Annotated in this window: 18 protein-coding genes; 6 read left to right on the plus strand and 12 right to left on the minus strand. The window is 63.9% G+C overall.

Annotation, left to right across the window (positions count from 1 at the left end; translation table 11 throughout):
- The first annotated feature begins 131 nt into the window (after positions 1 to 131).
- The 4 genes from EO99_RS0108165 (at position 132) to EO99_RS0108180 (ending at position 4,236) form a co-directional block, all read left to right on the plus strand.
- Entirely contained in the window at positions 132 to 1,016 is an 885-nt protein-coding gene (locus tag EO99_RS0108165; RefSeq protein WP_235776785.1) for an alpha/beta hydrolase, read from the plus strand.
- Positions 1,017 to 1,128: 112 nt separating this feature from the next.
- Positions 1,129 to 1,899: a triose-phosphate isomerase gene (tpiA, locus tag EO99_RS0108170; RefSeq protein ID WP_029618154.1), complete on the plus strand. Its 771-nt coding sequence runs from the start codon at positions 1,129 to 1,131 to the stop codon at positions 1,897 to 1,899.
- Between the two features lie 94 nt (positions 1,900 to 1,993).
- Complete coding sequence (secG, locus tag EO99_RS0108175; protein ID WP_029618155.1) at positions 1,994 to 2,473, plus strand: preprotein translocase subunit SecG; 480 nt, start codon at positions 1,994 to 1,996, stop codon at positions 2,471 to 2,473.
- Positions 2,474 to 2,607: 134 nt separating this feature from the next.
- Positions 2,608 to 4,236 (plus strand): CTP synthase, encoded by a 1,629-nt coding sequence (locus EO99_RS0108180; RefSeq protein ID WP_029618156.1) that lies wholly within the window; start codon positions 2,608 to 2,610, stop codon positions 4,234 to 4,236.
- A 55-nt stretch (positions 4,237 to 4,291) separates the two neighbouring features.
- Here EO99_RS0108180 and EO99_RS0108185 read toward each other — a convergent pair whose 3' ends face one another.
- Positions 4,292 to 4,735 (minus strand): hypothetical protein, encoded by a 444-nt coding sequence (locus EO99_RS0108185; protein ID WP_029618157.1) that lies wholly within the window; start codon positions 4,733 to 4,735, stop codon positions 4,292 to 4,294.
- A 142-nt stretch (positions 4,736 to 4,877) separates the two neighbouring features.
- On the opposite strand from EO99_RS0108185, the gene EO99_RS0108190 reads away from it, so the two are divergent.
- Positions 4,878 to 6,614 (plus strand): hypothetical protein, encoded by a 1,737-nt coding sequence (locus tag EO99_RS0108190; protein WP_156034685.1) that lies wholly within the window; start codon positions 4,878 to 4,880, stop codon positions 6,612 to 6,614.
- 5 nt (positions 6,615 to 6,619) lie between these two features.
- On the opposite strand, the gene EO99_RS0108195 is transcribed toward EO99_RS0108190, so the two are convergent.
- The 9 genes from EO99_RS0108195 to EO99_RS0108235 form a co-directional block, all read right to left on the minus strand.
- Positions 6,620 to 7,180, minus strand: coding sequence for a hemerythrin domain-containing protein (locus EO99_RS0108195; protein ID WP_051679762.1), 561 nt, complete (start codon positions 7,178 to 7,180; stop codon positions 6,620 to 6,622).
- Between the two features lie 71 nt (positions 7,181 to 7,251).
- On the minus strand, positions 7,252 to 8,685 hold the full coding sequence (locus tag EO99_RS0108200; protein WP_029618160.1) for a cryptochrome/photolyase family protein: 1,434 nt from the start codon (positions 8,683 to 8,685) through the stop codon (positions 7,252 to 7,254).
- A 53-nt stretch (positions 8,686 to 8,738) separates the two neighbouring features.
- Positions 8,739 to 9,953 (minus strand): molybdopterin molybdotransferase MoeA, encoded by a 1,215-nt coding sequence (locus tag EO99_RS0108205; RefSeq protein ID WP_029618161.1) that lies wholly within the window; start codon positions 9,951 to 9,953, stop codon positions 8,739 to 8,741.
- Between the two features lies 1 nt (position 9,954).
- A complete protein-coding gene (moaC, locus tag EO99_RS0108210; RefSeq protein ID WP_029618162.1) occupies positions 9,955 to 10,449 on the minus strand; it encodes a cyclic pyranopterin monophosphate synthase MoaC in 495 nt (164 codons plus the stop codon).
- Positions 10,446 to 11,261 (minus strand): indole-3-glycerol phosphate synthase TrpC, encoded by an 816-nt coding sequence (gene trpC, locus EO99_RS0108215; protein ID WP_029618163.1) that lies wholly within the window; start codon positions 11,259 to 11,261, stop codon positions 10,446 to 10,448. The genes moaC and trpC overlap by 4 nt, the downstream gene beginning before the upstream one ends.
- 9 nt (positions 11,262 to 11,270) lie before the next feature.
- Positions 11,271 to 12,287 (minus strand): anthranilate phosphoribosyltransferase, encoded by a 1,017-nt coding sequence (trpD, locus tag EO99_RS0108220; protein WP_029618164.1) that lies wholly within the window; start codon positions 12,285 to 12,287, stop codon positions 11,271 to 11,273.
- Positions 12,288 to 12,303: 16 nt separating this feature from the next.
- A complete protein-coding gene (locus EO99_RS0108225) occupies positions 12,304 to 14,193 on the minus strand; it encodes a peptidylprolyl isomerase (RefSeq protein WP_029618165.1) in 1,890 nt (629 codons plus the stop codon).
- A 138-nt stretch (positions 14,194 to 14,331) separates the two neighbouring features.
- Positions 14,332 to 15,204 carry a DUF72 domain-containing protein gene (locus EO99_RS0108230; RefSeq protein ID WP_029618166.1) on the minus strand — a complete coding sequence of 291 codons (873 nt, stop codon included), beginning with the start codon at positions 15,202 to 15,204 and terminating at the stop codon, positions 14,332 to 14,334.
- A gap of 89 nt (positions 15,205 to 15,293) precedes the next feature.
- Positions 15,294 to 15,641 (minus strand): DMT family protein, encoded by a 348-nt coding sequence (locus EO99_RS0108235; protein ID WP_029618167.1) that lies wholly within the window; start codon positions 15,639 to 15,641, stop codon positions 15,294 to 15,296.
- 197 nt (positions 15,642 to 15,838) lie between these two features.
- Here EO99_RS0108235 and EO99_RS0108240 point away from each other — a divergent pair, with 197 nt between their 5' ends.
- Entirely contained in the window at positions 15,839 to 17,101 is a 1,263-nt protein-coding gene (locus tag EO99_RS0108240; protein ID WP_051679763.1) for a CynX/NimT family MFS transporter, read from the plus strand.
- Here the strand turns inward: EO99_RS0108240 and EO99_RS0108245 are convergent, their stop codons facing one another.
- Positions 17,102 to 17,989 (minus strand): ABC transporter permease, encoded by an 888-nt coding sequence (locus EO99_RS0108245; RefSeq protein ID WP_029618169.1) that lies wholly within the window; start codon positions 17,987 to 17,989, stop codon positions 17,102 to 17,104. It lies immediately after the preceding gene.
- 102 nt (positions 17,990 to 18,091) lie between these two features.
- Positions 18,092 to 19,093 (minus strand): ABC transporter substrate-binding protein, encoded by a 1,002-nt coding sequence (locus EO99_RS0108250; RefSeq protein ID WP_029618170.1) that lies wholly within the window; start codon positions 19,091 to 19,093, stop codon positions 18,092 to 18,094.
- Positions 19,094 to 19,241 lie beyond the last annotated feature (148 nt).

The following is a 19,241-nucleotide window of genomic DNA, read 5'->3' on the forward strand; positions in this document are numbered from 1 at the left end:
TCGAATCACCGGCAATTCTGCCAGAAAGCTGGCGTTTCTGCGATGCGGCAGGGAATGTGCTCACCGAGCAATGCTTTGCTCAGCTCGCATTGGCAAGGTGCCGACAGCGGATCGACCGACGGGAGAGAGCCGTGTCCACAGTTCATTTCGCTCTAGCCACAGTTTTTCTGGTCGCGGCAACCTTCGCCGGAGGGCAGGCGCTGGCGCAGCAGGGACCGATCAAGCCGTACAAGGATGAACTCTTCTCCCGCTTTCAGGTCCTGGAGAGTGCCGACGGTGGTGCCTATGAGGTCATCGACTATCAGGAACTGCGCGACATCAATGAGCGCGACCGGGAGCCCGAGCGGCGGGTGAAATCCACCTATGTCTCGACTGCCGTCAGGCGTGTGCAGGAAAACGAGATGCTGCAGATCGGTGGCCGCGCCATCGAGGTGGCGCGTGTCGGGAAACCCCGGGATGCGGCATTCACGGTCATCTTCGTGCACGGACGAGGCGGAGACAGACGCCTCGGTGTCAACGACTACAGTTTCGGCGGCAACTTCAATCGGCTGAAGAACCTCGCCGTCAGGAACGGCGGCACCTATTACGCGCCGAGCGTGGTCTCCTTCGACGCCAGCGGAACGGCAGAGATCGCCCTGCTGATCCGCCATGCGTTCGAGCAATCTCGCGGTCGGCCGGTCCTGCTGGCCTGTGCCTCCATGGGCGGAATGATCTGCTCGGGGATCGCCCGAGACCGTGAGGCAGTCCATTATCTGAGTGGAATGGCCGTCATCGGCGGCCCTCCCGACGCCGGCTTTCTGACCACGCCCGCTGCCAAGCGCCGCATGCCGATCTACCTGTCGCAGGGCAGCGCCGACAGCGTCTATCCTGTCGAGGGGCAGGCGGCTGTCTACAGGAAGCTACGTGCGGCGGGATATCCGGTCCGACTGACGGTCTTCAACACCGGCGGTCATGGCACGCCCATCCGCATGACCGACTGGCGCAAGCTTCTCAATTTCCTGCTGACGGCCGGCTGAGGCTTGAACCTTCGTCCCAATCGTTCGTTTTTCGTGGCGTTTGGTGTCCGTCGCACTTAAACCGCTGATCAAGAGAACGGGCACAAAAGCCCGAAGGGAAGGAGACCAACCGATGACACCCGATGTGCGGCCGCTGGTGGCGGGCAACTGGAAAATGAACGGAACCCGTTCGTCGCTCGACCAGATCAAGGAGATCAGCGAAGGCGTGCGCAATGAATTGTCGGAGAAGGTCGAAACTCTGCTCTGCCCTCCGGCAACCCTGATCTATGTCGCGACGGCGATCTGCACCGAGAGCCCGCTGATGATCGGAGGCCAGGACTGCCATCCGGAGACGCACGGCGCCCACACCGGCGACATTTCGGCCGAGATGATCGCCGACTGCTTCGGCACATTCGTCATCGTTGGCCATTCCGAGCGCCGCAGCGACCATGGTGAGAGCAATTCTCTCGTCCGATCCAAGGCCGAGGCCGCTCATGCTGCCGATCTGACCGCCATCATCTGCATCGGGGAGACGGCGGACGAACGCAAAAGCGGGCAGACGCTCGAGGTGCTGAAGCGCCAGCTTGTCGGTTCCGTGCCGGATGGGGCCACGGCAGAGCGGACCGTCATCGCCTACGAGCCGATCTGGGCGATCGGGACCGGCGTGACCCCCACGGTGGAGGATATTGCGGAAGCACATGCCTTCATGCGCCGGGAACTGACCGACCGCTTCGGAGCGGAAGGAAAGGCGATGCGCATCCTCTACGGCGGCTCCGTCAATCCTTCGAACGCGAAGCAACTGATGGCGGTCGACAATGTCGATGGCGCCCTGGTCGGCGGAGCAAGCTTGAAAGCCGAGGATTTCCTCGCCATCTACCGGGTCTACGAAGAGCTGACCGCGTAAACCGCTCCGCGAGGGCTTGGAATGCGCGGCCGCCTCATGTAAAGAGCCGCCAATCTTACAAGCATTGCCTTCTGCGGAGGGCAGGGATTTTGCCATGCAAACCGTTTTGATCGTCATCCATCTCATGATCGTGCTCGCTCTCGTGGGCGTCGTTCTGATCCAGCGCTCGGAAGGCGGCGGACTCGGCGTCGGCGGCGGCTCCGGCTTCATGTCGGCACGCGGCACGGCCAATGCGCTGACCCGCACCACGGGTATCCTGGCTGCGCTGTTCTTCCTGACATCGATGACGCTCGGCATTCTGGCGCGTTACGAATCGCGTCCAACCGACATCCTCGACCGCATTCCTGCGACACAGGGGACCGGCAACGGGATCCTCGACTCGCTCGGACCAGCCCCGACCGATGCTCCTGCGCAGGCGCCAGCCGAAGGCGGCGTGCCGACGGGGGGTGCTGCCGCACCGGCGCAGCAAGCGCCTGCAGCCGGAACCCAGGCGCCAGCGGCACCCGCAGGCGACGCCGCCACTCCGGCACCGGCCGCACCCGCAGATCCGACGGGCGTTCCGACCGGTCAGTAAGCGGGGTCACGCGAACATTTCCCGGCAGGCCTAAAGCCTGCCGGTTTTCTTTTGTCCGGATTCAGTGGCTCACTTCAGCAAAGTGAAGAATAGGGCTGGCGGAATCGATTTTGAACAGGTACTCGGTGACTCCCATGGCGCGATATGTATTCATCACAGGCGGCGTGGTCTCCTCCCTTGGTAAAGGGATTGCCGCTGCCGCACTCGGAGCTTTGCTGCAGGCCCGCGGTTATCGGGTTCGCATTCGCAAGCTGGACCCTTATCTCAACGTTGATCCGGGCACCATGAGCCCGACCCAGCACGGCGAAGTCTTCGTGACCGACGACGGCGCGGAAACCGACCTCGATCTCGGTCATTACGAGCGCTTTACCGGGCGTTCGGCGACGAAGACCGACAACATCACCACCGGCCGCATCTACAAGAACATCATCGACAAGGAACGCCGCGGCGACTACCTCGGCGCAACCGTCCAGGTGATCCCGCACGTCACCAACGAGATCAAGGATTTCATCGTCGAGGGCAATGACGACTACGACTTCGTCATCTGCGAGATCGGCGGCACGGTCGGCGACATCGAGGCGATGCCCTTTGTCGAGGCGATCCGCCAGCTCGGCAACGAACTGCCGCGCGGCGCTGCCGTCTACCTGCACCTGACGCTGATGCCTTTCATTCCGGCGGCTGGCGAGTTGAAGACGAAGCCGACGCAGCATTCGGTTAAGGAGCTGCAGGCGATGGGCATTGCGCCCGACATTCTGCTGGTGCGCGCCGACCGGGAGATTCCGGAAGCCGAGCGCCGCAAGCTTTCGCTGTTCTGCAACGTCCGTCCGTCGGCGGTGATCCAGGCGCTTGATGTCGCCAATATCTACGACGTGCCGATGGCCTACCACAAGGAAGGGCTGGATTCGGAAGTGCTGGCCGCCTTCGGGATCGAGCCGGCGCCGAAGCCGCGTCTGGACGCCTGGGAGAAGGTCTGCAACCGGATCCACACGCCGGAGGGCGAGGTGACCATCGCCATCGTCGGCAAGTATACCGGGCTCAAGGATGCCTACAAGTCGCTGATCGAGGCCCTGCATCATGGCGGCATCGCCAACCATGTGAAGGTCAGGCTCGAGTGGATCGAGTCGGAAGTCTTCGAACAGGAAGACCCGGCTCCCTATCTGGAGAAGGTCCACGGCATCCTGGTGCCGGGCGGATTCGGCGAGCGCGGCGCACAGGGCAAGATCAACGCCGCCCGTTTCGCGCGTGAGCGGAAGGTTCCATACTTCGGCATATGCTTCGGCATGCAGATGGCCGTCATCGAGGCGGCCCGCAATCTGGCCGGGATCGAAAAGGCCTCGTCGACGGAGTTCGGCCCATCCGCCGAGCCGGTCGTCGGGCTGATGACCGAGTGGGTGCGGGGCAACGCGCTGGAGAAGCGCGCCGCTGCCGGCGACCTCGGCGGCACCATGCGGCTCGGTGCCTATGATGCCACGCTGAAGAAGGACACCAAGATTGCCGAGATCTATGGTTCAGCCGGCATCTCGGAGCGTCATCGCCACCGCTATGAGGTCAACGTTCAGTACAAGGACCGGCTGGAGGAATGCGGCCTGGTCTTCTCCGGCATGTCGCCGGACGGTCTGTTGCCGGAAACGATCGAATACCCGGATCACCCGTGGTTCATCGGCGTGCAATATCATCCGGAGCTGAAGAGCCGGCCGCTCGACCCGCATCCGCTGTTTGCTAGCTTCATCGAAGCGGCCCTGGAGCAGAGCCGCCTCGTATAGGGTCGCTCCGTATCTATAATCCGAAGACCCGGCGGAAACGCCGGGTCTTTTTGCTTTAAAGAGTTTTTCTCCGCCGGTGTCTGCCCAGATCCGGCCACCCGAGATCTTTCCGGAGATCCAGTGGAATCGCGTCAAGCGCCCTTTGAGCCCGACGTTCATCGCGCCACTCCAGAAGGCTTTCGTAGTACGCCTTGAGAGATGCCAGGGTTCGGGTTATAATCCGGTGCCTGAGGGCAGCCGGCGGGCCACTGTCGCCGGCGATGTCGGTGAAGAGGTCGTCGGGATGCCCGCTCTTTCCCTCATGGCGGTAGGTCGTATCGGCGTCGTCTGACTCGTTGATGCGGCTGCGTACCTCGTCCACCGCGTGCGCGTTGTGCCAGATGTAGGATGTGCCCTGATTTTCAGAGGCGCTTTCGGACTGGGGTGAGATGTCGCTCGATGCCTCAGGCGTCAGCCTGCTCCCTCCAGCGATACCCTGATCAATCGAAATTCTTTCCATGTTCGTTCTCCTGTTGAAGTTGTCGATGGGCTCAGGAGAACCACGAGGGAATGGACGCAGCAGTTGATGTATTTCGCCTGCGGTCAAACGCAGGATCAAACGGCTAGGGGCGATTGGCGATCGAGGCGGCGGAGGCTGTTCATTGCAAATTCGACTTATCGGGCGTCCCGCCATTCTGGATAATCAAGGACAGGCAAGACCGATCCGCGGCTTGCAGGTCTGGGCTGTGCTGGCCCGGGTCCTGCTGTCACGGCGTCCGGTCGAACGACGGGCCCTCGCGGCTGATCTCTTTCCGGATGCACAGGATCCACTGGCGGCCTTGCGATGGTGTCTCGCGTCGCTCAGGCGGGCACTTGATGCACCCCAGGCACTGACCGGTGATCCGATAGAACTCAATCTCCCCGCGACAACGACGGTGGACGTCCTTCTGCTGGGCTCGGGAAACCTCGGCGATGTGGAATGCAACGGCGAATTTCTGGAGGGGATAGAGCCCAGGAGCAGCGCCCAGTTTTCCACCTGGCTTCTCATCGAAAGGGCCCGGGTCGCCGGCTTGATGGACGAGCGCCTCAGGCAGATCGCGCTGGAAGCGCTTGCGTCCCGCCATTTCGAACGCGCGATCCGTTGCGCCCAGGAGGCGTCAGCCCGCAATTCCTATGACGAAGGCGCCCAGATACTTCTCGTCAGATCCCTGGTCGAAGCGGGAAAGCCAGGGCTTGCCAGTGCGCATGTGGAAGAGACGGAACGAAGATTTCTCGCTGAACTCGGCGAAAGACCTTCCTCGGCGCTGCGTGCGGCACTCGCGCCGCCGCCGCGTTCATCCGCCACGAGTGCCAGCGCCGCCGGTCTGCGTTCACTGATCGAGGCAGGCAGGGTGGCCGTGGATGCGGGCGTGCCGGACAGTGGGCTGGAACTGCTGCGACGGGCGGTCAGCGACGCGGACCATGCCGGTGAGCAACATCTGAAGGCGGAGGCCCTGCTGGAGCTGGGGTACGCTCTGGTTCACTCGGTGCGCGGCCATGACGACGAAGGGGCCTGCACGCTTGGTGAGGCACTGGATGTGGCGAGGCGCTGCGGCAGCGGTTCGATCGCGGCACGGGCACTTTGCGAACTCGGTTATGTCGATGCCCTGGCGGGCGGACGCCCCTCGGCGGCCCTTCATCTGAAGGCGGGCCTTGAGATCGGCACGACCGTCGGCAGGGTGGCCAAGATCCACGGGGTTACCGCCCTGAACCTTTTTGATTGGGGCCGGCTCGACGAGGGGCTGGCGGCCTATGGGCTTTCTCTGTCCGCGGCCGTCGAGGAGCAGGATTGGCGCGCAGAGATCTGGAGCCATGGGGTCGCCGGATGGGGACTGATCACGGCGAACCGACCCCATGACGCACTCCAGTGCCTGGACCGGTGCCTCATGCTGCTCGACCGCTCGAACTGGATCGCCTTCCGGCCCTTTCCTGTCGCGCTTCGCGCCGAGGCGCGTCTGCATCTGGGAGAGAGCCCGCAAGTCGTGGTGACGGAGCTGGAACAGGCGTTTGCGCTGAGCTGTCATCTGCGCGACCCTTGCTGGGAAGGGGCCGTTGCGCGCGCCATCGGCCTGTGCGCCATGGCGTCAGACAAACTGGCGCTGGCGGCCGAGTGGATGGCGTCGGCCCATAAGAGCTGCACGCGGGAGACGGACGTCTTCGTGGCACTGCTCGTCCAGATCCAGATGGATCGCGTCGAGCTTTACAGGCGCATGGGCCAGACAGAGCAAGCGGAATGGGCCACGCGTGAAGTCCTGGCACTTGCGGCAAGAACTCATGCCGACCATCAATTGCTGCGCGCGGTCGGATGGCTGAAACCGGCTGCCGGCTCGCCCGGCGTCACCGCGGCAACCAGCTTCTGATGCTGCTACACGTCCACCTCGAAGAACCCGAGCGCCTCTTCCAGCTCTTCCTGCTCGTAACCGAAGTGAGACTGGACCACCGTCTCGAGCAGATCATAGATTTCCTTGAGTTCGCCGAAAGCTTCCGCCGAGGGATTTTCAATGGCGCTGATGGCTGAGGCTTCCAAGCCTTCGATCAGGGCATGGATGATCAGGTGCTCTTCCGCCAGCCGCTCGACAACCTTGGTCAGGCCCTCGCTGCGGCCCATCAGGGCCGGAAAGATGCATTGGTCTTCCGCCGTATGGTGGAAGGTCAGCATCTGACATTCCTGACCGCAGATGTTTCCCGAGGCGCGGATATTGCGCGTCATGTCCAGTGATGCCACTGCTGCCGCGACGTCGCCTGCGGCGCCTAGCCCGCTGGCGACCCTGTCCAGAACCTGGCGTACCTCCCGCATCTGCTGCAGATGCATGGCATGGATCATCGCCAGGCGCCGGCCGTGCTGCCGCTGCGGCGCGGTCACACCCTCGATCTTTGGGGCTTTCGGGCGCGTTGTGTCGTCCAGCAGGTTGATCGTGAAGGTCATGGCAATTCCTTTGTCGCGGCAGACATACCGGATTGCGCGAACACCTCCTAGTGCCGCTTTCGGGCAGTCGGCTATCCGACGTTTTTGTATGCGGCGAGCGCGCGGTCGCGGGCTTCGAAATGGTCGACGAGCGGTCTGGGGTAAGTCTCGCCCAACACGACGCCGGCCTTCTGCAGCACATCCTCCGGCGCAGCGAAGGGGCGGTGAATGTACTTGTCGTCCAGTTTATCCAGCTCCGGCAGGTACCTGCGGACATACTCGCCGCCAGGATCGAATTTCTCGCCCTGCAGCAGCGGATTGAAGATCCGGAAGAAGGGCGATGCATCGGCGCCGGAGCCTGCCACCCATTGCCAGCTCGCCGCATTGTTGGCCGGATCCGCGTCGACGAGGGTGTCCCAGAACCACTCCTCGCCCTTGCGCCAGTCGATCATCAGGTCCTTGATCAGGAAGGACGCGGTGATCATCCGCACCCGGTTGTGCATATAGCCCTCCTGCCAGAGCTGGCGCATGCCGGCATCGACGATCGGATAGCCTGTCTGCCCCTTCGTCCAGGCCCGGAACTGTCGTTCGTCGAAGGTCCACTGGAAGTCGTCAAAGCTCGGGTTCCAGTTCCTCGTCGCCAGCTCAGGGAACTCGACGAGCAGTGTATAGCTGAAGTCTCTCCAGGCGAGCTCCCGGCGGAAGTGAGTGACCTGCGCGGGATCGACATTCGGAACGCCAGTTGCCGCGTGCCAGGCCTGGGCCGGCGAAATTTCGCCGTGGGCGAGGTGAGGCGACAGGCGGGAGGTGACCTCCAGTGCCGGAACGTCGCGGCCTGCCTTGTAGTTGCCGAGGCCCTCCTCGATGAAGGTCTCAAGACGCTCTCGGGCCCCGGCTTCACCGGGCGTCCAGACATCGGCGAAGGGTGCCGCCCAGTTCGGCCTGACCGGCAGCAGCTTCCAGTCATCAAGTTTCTCGGACGCGGTGGACAGTGAATGTCCTGCAATTGCCTTCGGTGCCGCCATCGGCTCCCGTGGTTCGCCCAGCGCCTGCAGGGCCTTCCAGAATGGTGTAAAGACGCGAAACGGCTTGCCGGCTCCGGTGCGCACGACCGACGGTTCGCTCAGAAGCTGGCCATGAAAGGCCTGGACGGAGACGCCCGCCTGTTTCAGGGAGCGGGCGATGTCGCGGTCACGCTCGTCGCGCTCATAGCAGCGATTGAAGTAGACGGTCTCGACACCCGCTTCAGCAGCTAGCTGTGTGAGTACGTCGTCTGCCGCGCCGGAGAGAAGCAGAAGATCGCCGCCCGCCTGCTGCAGGCTCTCCTTGAGCGCCATCAGCGAGTGATGCAGCCACCAGGCCTGTGCGGCGCCTTGTGGCATGGACGAGGCGCTCGCGGCCTCACGAATGAAGAGCGCGATGACCGGCCTGCCGGTCTCGACGGCCGCGGACAGGGCGGCATTGTCGGCAAGTCGCAGGTCGCGACGAAACCAGACGATAACGGGCGAGGAGGTGTCGTCAGCCAAGATAGTCTCCATCGAATGCTCTCTCTCGACTACGCCGGGAGGATCGAGACAGATCAGGGCCTTAGCAGAAGAATGGGGCAGGGCGCGCCTGCCGCCAGAGCCGGGGCGTGCGGCGGGCGGACGATCAGCGCGTCCGACGTCGCGAACACCTTCATCATCGAGGAGTCCTGCTTGCGATAGGGATCCGCGACCAGATTGCCCCCTTCGTCCGGCGTCAGTGTCGCCCGAAGGTAGTCCTGTCGCTGATCATTGGACGCAAGCTCACGGGCTGCGAAAGCCTGCGCCTCGCGTCGTCGCTGAGGCAGGCGGGCCAGGTTGCGTACCAGCGGCTCCAGGAACAGAAGGCTGCAGACGAGGCTGGCAACCGGATTTCCAGGCAGGCCGAGCACCTGCATCTCGCCAAGCGACCCCACCATCAGCGGCTTGCCCGGTCGCATGGCGATCCTCCAGAAATCGAGCTCCATGCCGGCGGCCTTGAGGGTCGACTGAACGAGGTCATGGTCGCCGACGGAGGCGCCGCCGAGCGTGACGAGGACATCGGCATTTGCCTTGCGGGCCATATCGACGGCGGCGGAAATGCTGTCGCGATCGTCGCGGACGATGCCGAGATCGAGAACTTCCGCACCATTGTCCTCGACCAGCGCCCGGACGCCAAAGCTGTTGGAGGCGATGATCTGGCCCGCGGCCGGGATGCTTCCCGGAACGAGGAGTTCGTCGCCGGTGGCGAGGATGGCGACGAGCGGCTTACGGTAGACCGTGAGCCTTGGATGGTTCATGGCCGCGGCGACCGTGAGATGGGTGTAGTCGAGCCGGGTTACCGGCGGCAGTACCGTTTCCCCATCGGTGAAATCCTGCCCACGCGGACGGATGTGCCGGCCGATGGTGACGGCAAACTTCGTCCGGATCCTCTGACCTTCAAGCGGTTCCGCATCCTCCTGGATCAGGATCGTGTCGGCCCCTTCCGGCACGGGCGCGCCGGTAAAGATCCGAACGGCCTGCCCTGCATCGACGCTTCCTTCGAAGGGATGACCGGCAGCGGCAGTGCCGATCACGGAAAGCTCGGCGCCGATCTGTGGCGCGTCGGCTGCGCGCAAGGCATAGCCATCCATGGCGGACGCGTCGAAAGGGGGCTGAGTAAGGCGCGCGGCAAGCGGCGTGGCCAGCATGCGACCGTTGGCGTCGGCAAGCGAAACCTCTTGCGTGCCCTCGACCGGGCGTGCCCGGTCCAGCAATCTGGCTTTCGCCTCGGCGACCGGGAGCAGGGCCATCTCAACCCTCCGTGTAGGTGTAGGTCCCGGACTTGCCGCCGGTCTTCTCGACGAGCCGGAGTCCGCCGATCTCCATGCCCTTGTCGGCGGCCTTGGCCATGTCGTAGATCGTCAGGCAGGCGACGGAGACGGCTGTCAGCGCCTCCATCTCCACGCCGGTCTTGCCGGTAAGCTTCGCCGTGGCGGAGACCCGCAGACCGGGGAGGGCGGGATCCTCGACAATCTCGACGGCCACCTTGGTCAGCATCAGCGGATGGCAGAGCGGGATCAGGTCGGCAGTTTTCTTGGCAGCCATGATGCCGGCAAGCCGTGCCGTGCCGATGACGTCGCCCTTCTTGGCATTGCCCTCGCGGATCAGCGCCAGCGTCTCCGGAAGCATCCGCACGCAGCCTTCGGCGGTCGCACTCCGCTCCGTGTCCGCCTTGCCGCCAACATCGACCATATTGGCCTCTCCGGAAGCGCCGAGATGGGTGAGGGTGCCGTTCTCCGCCATCATTCGGCCGCCACGGAGGCCGTGTCACCGTTCAACAGCATCCGTGTGGCCTTGGCCACATCGTCCTGCCGCATCAGGCTCTCGCCGACGAGGAAGGTGACGATGCCGGATTTCTGCAGGCGCAGGCAGTCGGCATGGGTGAAAATGCCGCTTTCGCCGACCAGAAGCCGGTCATCGGGAACCATTTTTGCAAGCTTTTCCGAGGTGTCGAGGCTCACCTCGAAGGTCCGCAGGTTGCGGTTGTTGATGCCGATCAGCGGTGAGGAAAGCTTGAGCGCCCGCTCGGTTTCCTGCTCATCATGAACCTCGACGAGCACGTCCATCCCGAGAGCGAAGGCTTCATCCTCGAGCATCCGCGCCTCGTCATCGCTGAGCGAGGCCATGATCAACAGGATGCAGTCGGCACCCCAGGCGCGCGCCTCGTGGATCTGGTAGGTGTCGAACATGAAATCCTTGCGCAGAGCCGGCAGCGGGCAGGCGTCGCGTGCGGCACCGAGAAACTCCGGCGCGCCCTGGAAGCTCGGGGCATCGGTCAGGACAGAGAGGCAGGTCGCGCCGCCCTCGGCATAGGCTGCCGCCAGTGCCGGCGGATCGAAGTCCGGCCGGATCATTCCCTTGGACGGGCTCGCCTTCTTGATCTCGGCAATGAGGCCGAAGGAACCGCCTGCCTGCTTTGTCTTCAGCGCCCGGTAGAAGCCGCGCGGCGCCGTCTGGTCCGCGGCCATGGCCTTCAGGTCGGCAAGCGATGTCTTGGCTTTTGCGGCCTCGATTTCCTGGCGCTTGTAGAGTTCGATCTTCTTCAGGATGTCCGTCATCGACCGACCTCAGTGTTTTTCGTTGGAAACGGCCACCAGCCTGTCGAGCGCTGCGGCAGCGTCGCCGCTGTCGAGGGCGCGGGTGGCCACCTGCATGCCTTCGCCAATGTCGGCCGCCTTGCCCGCCACGACAAGTGCAGCTGCGGCATTGCACAGCGATATATCGCGGTAGGCGTTGCGGGCGCCGCCGAGCACCGCGCGAAGTGCTGCGGCATTGGCCGTGCCGTCACCGCCCTTGAGGTCTGCGAGTACTGCGTGAGGAACCCCGAAGTCCGCCGGTGTCAGGTCGAAGCTGCGGATCTGACCATCCTCCAGGGCCACCACGTTGGTGGTGCCGGTGGTGGTGATCTCGTCCATGCCGTCGCCGTAGACGACCCACACGCGCTCGGAGCCCAGGTCGCGCAGCACTTCGGCGATCGGCATCAGCCAGCGCGGCGAGAACACGCCGAGCAGTTGACGCTTGGCGCCTGCCGGGTTGGAGAGGGGGCCGAGAATGTTGAAGATCGTCCTCGTGCCGAGTTCGACACGTGTGGGGCCGACGTGGCGCATGGCCGAATGATGCATCGAGGCGAACATGAAGCCGATCCCGGCCTCGGCGATGCAGCGGCCGATCTTGTCGGCGCCGATTTCGAGGTTGACGCCGAGCGCCGACAGCGCGTCAGCAGCGCCGGACTTGGAGCTCAGGGCCCGGTTGCCATGCTTGGCGACGGGAACGTCGCAGCCGGCGACGATCAGCGATGCCAGCGTCGAAATATTGTAGGTGCCCGTGCCGTCGCCGCCCGTGCCGACGATGTCGACGGCATGTGCCGGTGCCTTCACCGGAAGCATTTTGGCACGCATGGTGGTGACGGCGCCGGCGATCTCGTCGACCGTTTCGCCGCGCACGCGCAGCGCCATCAGGAAGGCGCCGATCTGTGCGGGCGTCGCTTCGCCGGACATCAGGATCTCGAAGGCCTGGCGTGCCTCGTCGCGGGTCAGGCTGTGGCCGTCGGCGACCTTGGCGATCAGTGGCTTCAGTTCGGCCATGTCGTCCTCACCTTCCTCAGCGGATCGTGCTCGTCACCTGATCGGCGACCGCCTGGTTGATCGACACGCCGTAGTCGTTCTGAAGACGGTTGACCATCTGATCGAGCATGTCGTCGCCGGCGGCTTCCGCCAGTTGCTGCAGTGCCTGGTCATCGGCACCGGCTTCTGCCGGTGACTGCTGCGCGTCTGTCACGGTGATCAGCAGCCGGCTTGCACCATCGGCACCCACCGCTGTCGTCACCAGTCCGACCGGGCCGGCAAATACGGCCGAGACGGCTTCCGGACCGAAGATGGCGTCCTGGCCGTTGCGGCGCAGGCCCTGCTTCGTCTCGACGACAATGCCGAGATCTTCCGCGACGGCTGCAAGCGTCTCGCCGCCCTCGACCCGCTCTTTCAGCTCGGTGGCGCGGGCGCCAAGCGCTTCGCTCTGCTGTTCCGCCGTCCAGTCGGTGACCACCTGCTCGCGAACTTCGTCGAGCGTGCGGTCGCGTTCCGGAAGCACTTCTTTGACTTCAAACCAGAGGTAGCCGTTATTGCCGAGCGAGACCGGGAGCGGCTGCGCGCCCGGTTCCGTCCGGAAAACTTCGGTCAGAAGCGTGTCCGCGGCCGGCAGGGTCTCCAGTCTGTCGCCCTGCTGGTCGTTGCCCGATGCGTCGACCGTCACTGTCGCGACGTTGAGGTTCAGTTCCTTCGCGGCTTCCTCGAGAGTGGCACCCGTGGCGCGAATGTCCTCGAAGCGGTCATGGGCATTCATCACTTCCTGTGACGCCGCGGACAGTGCCATCTGTTCGCGGATGTCGCCTTCGACATCCTCGAACGAGCTGGTCGTCTCCGACGTGATGTTGGTGACGCGCAGGATGACCGGACCGAAGGCGCCGTCGATGACATCGGTGGTGCCGCCTTCGGTAGACACTGCAAATGCGGCCTCGGCGAGTGCAGGGTCGGGCATGTTTTCCCGGCTGAAGTCGCCGAGGAGCACGTCGCTTGCAGTCTTGCCCTGATCGGCGACCAATTGATCGAACGTCCTGCTGCTGTCGCGCAACTGTTCTGCAGCGGCTTCGGCCATCTCGCGGTTCGGATAATTCAGCTGTTCAATCGTGCGCGTGCCACGGGTGGTGAAGCTGTCTTTCCGGCGCTCATATTCCGCACGGGCTTCCTCCTCCGTGATCGAAGAGGCGTCGGCCAGATCCGACGGCTCCAGGGTCACATAGGTGAAGGTGCGGTAATCCGGCGCGCGGTAGCGTGCCTTCACCCCCTCGAACCAGGCGGCGAGAACGTCGTCGGTGGGCATCTTCACCGGATCGATATTGGCGTTCGACAGAAGCAGGTAATCGACGCTGCGGGTCTCGTCGCGGTACTGCTTCAATGCGTCGAGCATGACCTGTGGCGGCTGGAAGCCGTCCGAGACTGCCTCGACGACCTGGCTGCGGACCGCCACCTTGCTGCGCTCCATGATGTAGTCGTCTTCGCGAAGGCCGGCATTGTTCAGGCGCGACCTGAAGAGATTGCGGTCGAACTGGCCATTGCTGCCCTGGAAGGCAGGATCTTCCGCGATCAGCATCGCCAGCCGGTCCTGCGAGAGGCCGAGGCCCATGTCTTCCGACAGCTGGTCGAGAGCGGCGCCGGCGGCGAGCTGCGAGTAGACCTGCTGGTCGATCCCGAAGGCACGCACCTGGTCCGGCGTCAGCTGCATGCCGAACTGGCGGCTGATGCCGGCAACCTGCCGCTGATAGGCAATGGCGAATTCCTGCGTCGAGACCTCCTGGTCGCCGACCGTCATGACGGTGTTGGCGTCGGTGGCGACGAGCGATGTGGAAATACCCCAGACGGCAAAGGATGCGACCAAGAGCAGAAGAAGAGCCTTGGCGACCCAGGTGCGGGAAGCATTTCGGAGGGAATTGAGCATTGCCTACGTACCTTACAACATGTCCGACCGCCGGATCAGGCGGGATGATCGACTGTCTCTAGAACAATCCATGACAGAATTGAAGGCATGCGAATGCAAAAGCGGGTGAAGCGGGCACTTTGCCGGTAGCAGAGGATTTCAGCCGAGGCGCCGGATCAGCGAGGCCGCATCGGCCGGCGCCCGCACCTTGGCATCGTTGTCGAAATACACATAGACGTCACGGCCTCCAGGTCGTGGGGATGAGGCCGGCAGCACGCGCTTTGCCTGGCTCGGGTCGTCGCCACGCGCCCATGCCCTTACCAGCGCGGCCCAGTTGTCCAGCGCACCGTCGTCGTATCCGCTGACATAAAGCTCCTGCGCACCGTGCAGCCGGCAGTAGACGAAGTCGGCAGTGAGATCCATCAGCAGCGGCCATTCCACCGTATCTGCAACGACAAGAGCGGCACCGTAATGGCGCAGCATCTCGATGAACTCCGCACAGGCAAAGCTCTCTTGTCGGATCTCGAAGGCATGCCGCAGAGGGCGGCTGGTGTCGGTCTCGGTCGCGGAGCGGCCGTCGAGCCGCGCGTCGTGCTTGCGGGCAAGAGATGCGGCTTCCTCCGTATCCTTTGGAAGCAGCTTGAGAAAGGTCTCGAATCGAGCCGGGTCGAACCGCATGCGGGGCGGAAACTGCCAGAGGACAGGACCGAGCTTGTGACGCAGGTTGAGGAGGCCGGAGGCAAGGTAGTTGGCAAGCGGGATCTCGACATCCCGCAGGCGCTTCATGTGGGTGATGTAGCGGGATCCCTTGACGGCAAATACGAAGTCGTCCGGCGTCGTCTCCCGCCAGGTATCGAAGTCCCGGGGCATCTGCAGCCCGTAGAAGGTGCCGTTGATCTCGATGCTCGGAAAACTCGATGCGGCATAGGCGAGCTCCCGCTTCTGGGGCAGGCCCTTCGGATAGAAGACGCCCCGCCAGGGCTTGTAGGTCCAGCCGGAGATGCCGATGCGAATAGCGCCTGCCGTGCTCATGCCGCCCCACGTCTCACCACAAATCAGCCGGATCCCCCGACGTCGTTCGGGTCAATCAAACGTCGTCTGCGCGGCTATGTTCCCAGCGCCTATTTGGTGAAGATGAAGAAGGCGCCGAGGGCGATGAAGGCAAAGCCGACGCCCTGTTTCCAGTGGAAGGCCTCGCCAAGGTAAAAGACGGAGAAGAGGACGAAGACGGAGAGCGTGATGATTTCCTGGATGGTCTTCAGCTGCGCGGCATTGAAATAGCCGTAGCCGATGCGGTTGGCGGGAACCTGGAAGCAGTATTCGAAGAAGGCGATTCCCCAGCTGACGAGGATCACCAGATAAAGCGCCTCCGTCTTGAACTTCAGATGCCCGTACCAGGCGAAGGTCATGAAGACGTTCGAAAGGACCAGAAGACCAATGGTGGCGAACGGGACGGCAGTGGAGGACATGGGAACAGGTATCCGCTGATGATGTGCGCAAGCGCAACCATGTTCCGATGAGTCGGGCAAGGGGCGAGGCTGGTCCGGCGCTTGTTGCCGCCGTACCGCAGGCGCCGGTTCTGACATTGGCGCCCCTTCCGGCAGCTGATAGGAGGGCGGATCAGCATGCAGACGATCGGTACCAATCTGCCGGCGACCGATTGCGAATGGACCCCGCCGTGAATGAAACCTCTTCCCATGTGCCGTCGGCCGATACCTCCGGGCCTGCGCGATCCGACGCCGGCGGCGCCTCGAGACGTCTGCTGCTGGGGGCGAGCCTTGTCCTGATCGCTTTCAATCTCCGGCCGCTTTTCTCGAGCGCTTCCGCGCTGCTGCCAGAAATTCGCTCGGAATTGGGGCTTGGCGCCGTCGGTACCGGCCTCCTGACAACGCTGCCGGTCGTCTGCCTCGGCGCCTTTTCGCCGCTTGCGCCGCGTCTTGCCCAGCGGCTGGGAACAGAGCGGACCCTGCTGGCGGTGGTGCTGATGCTCGCCCTCGGGACCGCCATGCGCGGCGTGCCGTCGCTGACTTTACTCTTCCTCGGCACCGCGATAGCCGGCGCCTGCATCGCCGTCGGCAATGTTCTGCTGCCCGGCTTGGTGAAGCGGGACTTCCCGGACCGCACCGCGCTGATGACTGGCCTCTACACGATGGCGCTGTGCGGCGGCGCGGCAGGGGCCGCGGGGCTGACGTTGCCGATCGAGCATGCCCTCGGCAATTCCCTCGGCGCAGCACTCGCCGTCTGGGCGCTGCCGCCGGCCATTGCCGCAGCGGTCTGGTTGCCGCAGGTCCTGATGGCGAAGACCGTCGTGACGGCAGGCAGGATGCGGGTGCGGGGGCTTTGGACGGACAGGCTTGCCTGGCAGGTGACATTGTTCATGGGCCTTCAGTCCGCCCTGGCCTACTGCGTGTTCGGCTGGCTCGTGCCGATCCTGCGCGAACGGGGGCTCGACGGCGTTGCTGCGGGCGGTATCGTTTCGGTCTCGGTGATGGTGCAGGCGGCCGCCTGCCTGGTGGTGCCCCACATTGCCGTGCGGGGCAGGGACCAGCGCGTGATCAACGCGGTGCTTTGCCTGTTTTCGGTCGGCGCACTCCTCGGCCTGCTGTTTGCACCGCTGTCGACCGTCTGGATCTGGGCCGTGCTGCAGGGGATCGGGCAGGGCGGACTGATTGCGGCGGCCATGACCACCATCGTGCTCCGGTCGCCAGATTCGCTGATCGCCTCGCATCTTTCGGGCATGGCGCAATGCGTCGGCTATCTGCTGGCCTCGATCGGGCCGCTGATCGTCGGCCTCATCCGAGGCTGGACCGGCAGTTTTGCGACCTGCGGCCTGCTCTTCGTCGCGCTGGGTCTGGGCGCGGCCTGGTGCGGCTGGCGCGCGGGGCGCACCGGCTATGTGCAGGTCGACACCGACGGCCCTGTCGACTGACTATCCGTGCAGCGTCTCGCGGTGCCGCTGCAGCCGCTGGCCATAAGCCTGGCTGATGCGGTCGAAGATGATGGCGATGCCGACGATCGCCAGGCCGTTGAAGAGCCCCAGCGTGAAATACTGGTTCGAGATCGCCCGCAGCACCGGCTGCCCAAGCCCCTGGACGCCGATCATCGAGGCGATCACCACCATGGCGAGCGCCATCATGATCGTCTGGTTGATGCCGGCCATGATCGTCGGGAGGGCGAGCGGCATCTGCACGTTGCGGAGCTTCTGCCAGCTGGAGGAGCCGAAGGCGTCCGCAGCCTCCAGCACATCCCTGTCCACAAGCCGGATACCGAGATTGGTGAGCCGGATCATCGGCGGAAGCGCATAGATCACCACGGCAATCAGCCCCGGCACCTTGCCGATCCCCAGCAGCATCACCACCGGAATCAGATAGACGAAGCTCGGCATCGTCTGCATCACGTCGAGCACCGGGTTGACCATGCTCTGCAGCCTGTCGGATCGGGACATGGCGATGCCGATCGGGATGCCGACGATGATCGAGATCACGGTGCAGACGAAGATCATCGAGACCGTCTTCATCGTGTCCTCCCACATGTCGAAGTAGCCGATCACGAGGAGGGTAGCGACGCAGCCTCCGACGATCTTCCAGTTGCGGCTGGCCAGCCACGCGATGGCGCCGATCAGCAGGATGATCAGCGGCCAGGGCGTCCGCGTCAGGAACCGCTCGGACTCGATCAGGAAGAACTGCAGCGGATCGAAGAAGGATTCGATGCTGTCGCCATAGGCCCGGGTGAACGCGCGGAATCCCTCGTCGATCGTCTTCTTGAGGCCCCGCAGCACGTCGTCGTCCATATGCGGAAAGCTGGACAGCCACTCCATCGAGACGTCTCCAGATGTTAGAGGAAGGCCGTCGGCCGCGCCAACGGCGACGCTGCGCCGGCGATCTGCGCGGGGCAGACCGCCGGCGCCGTCAGCGGCAGATCACAGCGACGACTTCACCTTTTCCGCCACCTCTGGCGAGACCCAGGTGGTCCAGAGATCCTCGTTCTCCTTCAGGAAGTGCCTGGCGCCGTCCTCTCCGGTCGCCTGGTTGTCGGTCATCCACGCCATCAGGGCATTGACCGTGGCGTTGCTCCAGGCGCGCTTGTTCAGGTAGTCCATGACGTCGGGACCGGCGCGTTCGGCAAAGCTCGTCGTCAGCATCGTCTGGACCGTGTCCTTCGGCCAGTCGTTCATCTTCGGGTCAGGGCAGTCCGCTACGGTGTTGCAGCGCTTCCACTCCGCGTCGTTATAGGGCACGCCGTGGCCGAGCTTGACCATCTCGTACTTGCCGAGAAGAGCGGTCGGCGCCCAATAGTATCCGACCCAGCCCTTGCCGCCTTCGTAGGCCTTGGCAATGGAGCCATCGAGACCTGCAGCGGAGCCGGTATCGACGAGGGTATAGCCTGCGTCTTCGGCGCCGTAGGCCTTGTAGAGCTGAGCGGTGGCGACGGTGCCGCCCCAGCCGGCTGGGCCGTTGTGGATTGCTCCCTTGCTGGCATCTTCCGGATCCGGGAAGAGTTCCGGATGCTTCAGAACATCCTCAATCGTCTGGATCTGTGGGTTGGCGTCGGCGATGTACTTGGGGATCCACCAGCCCTGAACGGCACCATCGGACAGGGCGACGGCAGCTCCGACGAGCTTTCCTTCCGAGACGCCGCGGCCGACGACTTCCGGAAGAAGATCGACCCAGCCTTCCGGTGCGAGATCCGGTTCGCCTTTTTCGACCATGGACGTAAGAGTGGGGACGGTATCCCCGACGATGATCTCGGCATTACAGCCGAAGCCTTCGTTGAGAATGAGCTGGTCGAGTGCGGCGAGAACCTCGGCGCTCTGCCAGTTCATGCTGGCGATGGTGACGTCGCCGCATTCGGCGGCAGCAATGCTCGCCCCCGTGACAGAGAGACCGAAGGCGAGGCAGGTGGAGGCAAGCAATCTGTTCATCTATGGCGTTCCCCTGGTTGATGTCCGCCGCAGGACGGACGTTCGCCGGCGTTTCCTCCACGCCGGTAGATGCCTGAAGCGAGGGGTCTTCTGCCCCTTCTCATCGCACAGGAGTTTTGCAGGCCTGCAGGGCCGCACCGTTCCATTT

Source organism: Pseudorhizobium marinum, from assembly GCF_000705355.1.
Lineage (GTDB): Bacteria > Pseudomonadota > Alphaproteobacteria > Rhizobiales > Rhizobiaceae > Neorhizobium > Neorhizobium pelagicum.

Coding starts and splice junctions, on each gene's coding strand:
- EO99_RS0108240 (WP_051679763.1), top strand. CDS start 15,839: ATGGACCCCGCCGTGAATGAAACCTCTTCCCATGTGCCGTCGGCCGAT.
- EO99_RS0108230 (WP_029618166.1), bottom strand. CDS start 15,204: ATGAGCACGGCAGGCGCTATTCGCATCGGCATCTCCGGCTGGACCTAC.
- EO99_RS0108225 (WP_029618165.1), bottom strand. CDS start 14,193: ATGCTCAATTCCCTCCGAAATGCTTCCCGCACCTGGGTCGCCAAGGCT.
- EO99_RS0108195 (WP_051679762.1), bottom strand. CDS start 7,180: ATGACCTTCACGATCAACCTGCTGGACGACACAACGCGCCCGAAAGCC.
- EO99_RS0108235 (WP_029618167.1), bottom strand. CDS start 15,641: ATGTCCTCCACTGCCGTCCCGTTCGCCACCATTGGTCTTCTGGTCCTT.
- EO99_RS0108185 (WP_029618157.1), bottom strand. CDS start 4,735: ATGGAAAGAATTTCGATTGATCAGGGTATCGCTGGAGGGAGCAGGCTG.
- tpiA (WP_029618154.1), top strand. CDS start 1,129: ATGACACCCGATGTGCGGCCGCTGGTGGCGGGCAACTGGAAAATGAAC.
- EO99_RS0108250 (WP_029618170.1), bottom strand. CDS start 19,093: ATGAACAGATTGCTTGCCTCCACCTGCCTCGCCTTCGGTCTCTCTGTC.
- moaC (WP_029618162.1), bottom strand. CDS start 10,449: ATGATGGCGGAGAACGGCACCCTCACCCATCTCGGCGCTTCCGGAGAG.
- EO99_RS0108180 (WP_029618156.1), top strand. CDS start 2,608: ATGGCGCGATATGTATTCATCACAGGCGGCGTGGTCTCCTCCCTTGGT.
- EO99_RS0108245 (WP_029618169.1), bottom strand. CDS start 17,989: ATGGAGTGGCTGTCCAGCTTTCCGCATATGGACGACGACGTGCTGCGG.
- trpC (WP_029618163.1), bottom strand. CDS start 11,261: ATGACGGACATCCTGAAGAAGATCGAACTCTACAAGCGCCAGGAAATC.
- trpD (WP_029618164.1), bottom strand. CDS start 12,287: ATGGCCGAACTGAAGCCACTGATCGCCAAGGTCGCCGACGGCCACAGC.
- secG (WP_029618155.1), top strand. CDS start 1,994: ATGCAAACCGTTTTGATCGTCATCCATCTCATGATCGTGCTCGCTCTC.
- EO99_RS0108205 (WP_029618161.1), bottom strand. CDS start 9,953: ATGGCCCTGCTCCCGGTCGCCGAGGCGAAAGCCAGATTGCTGGACCGG.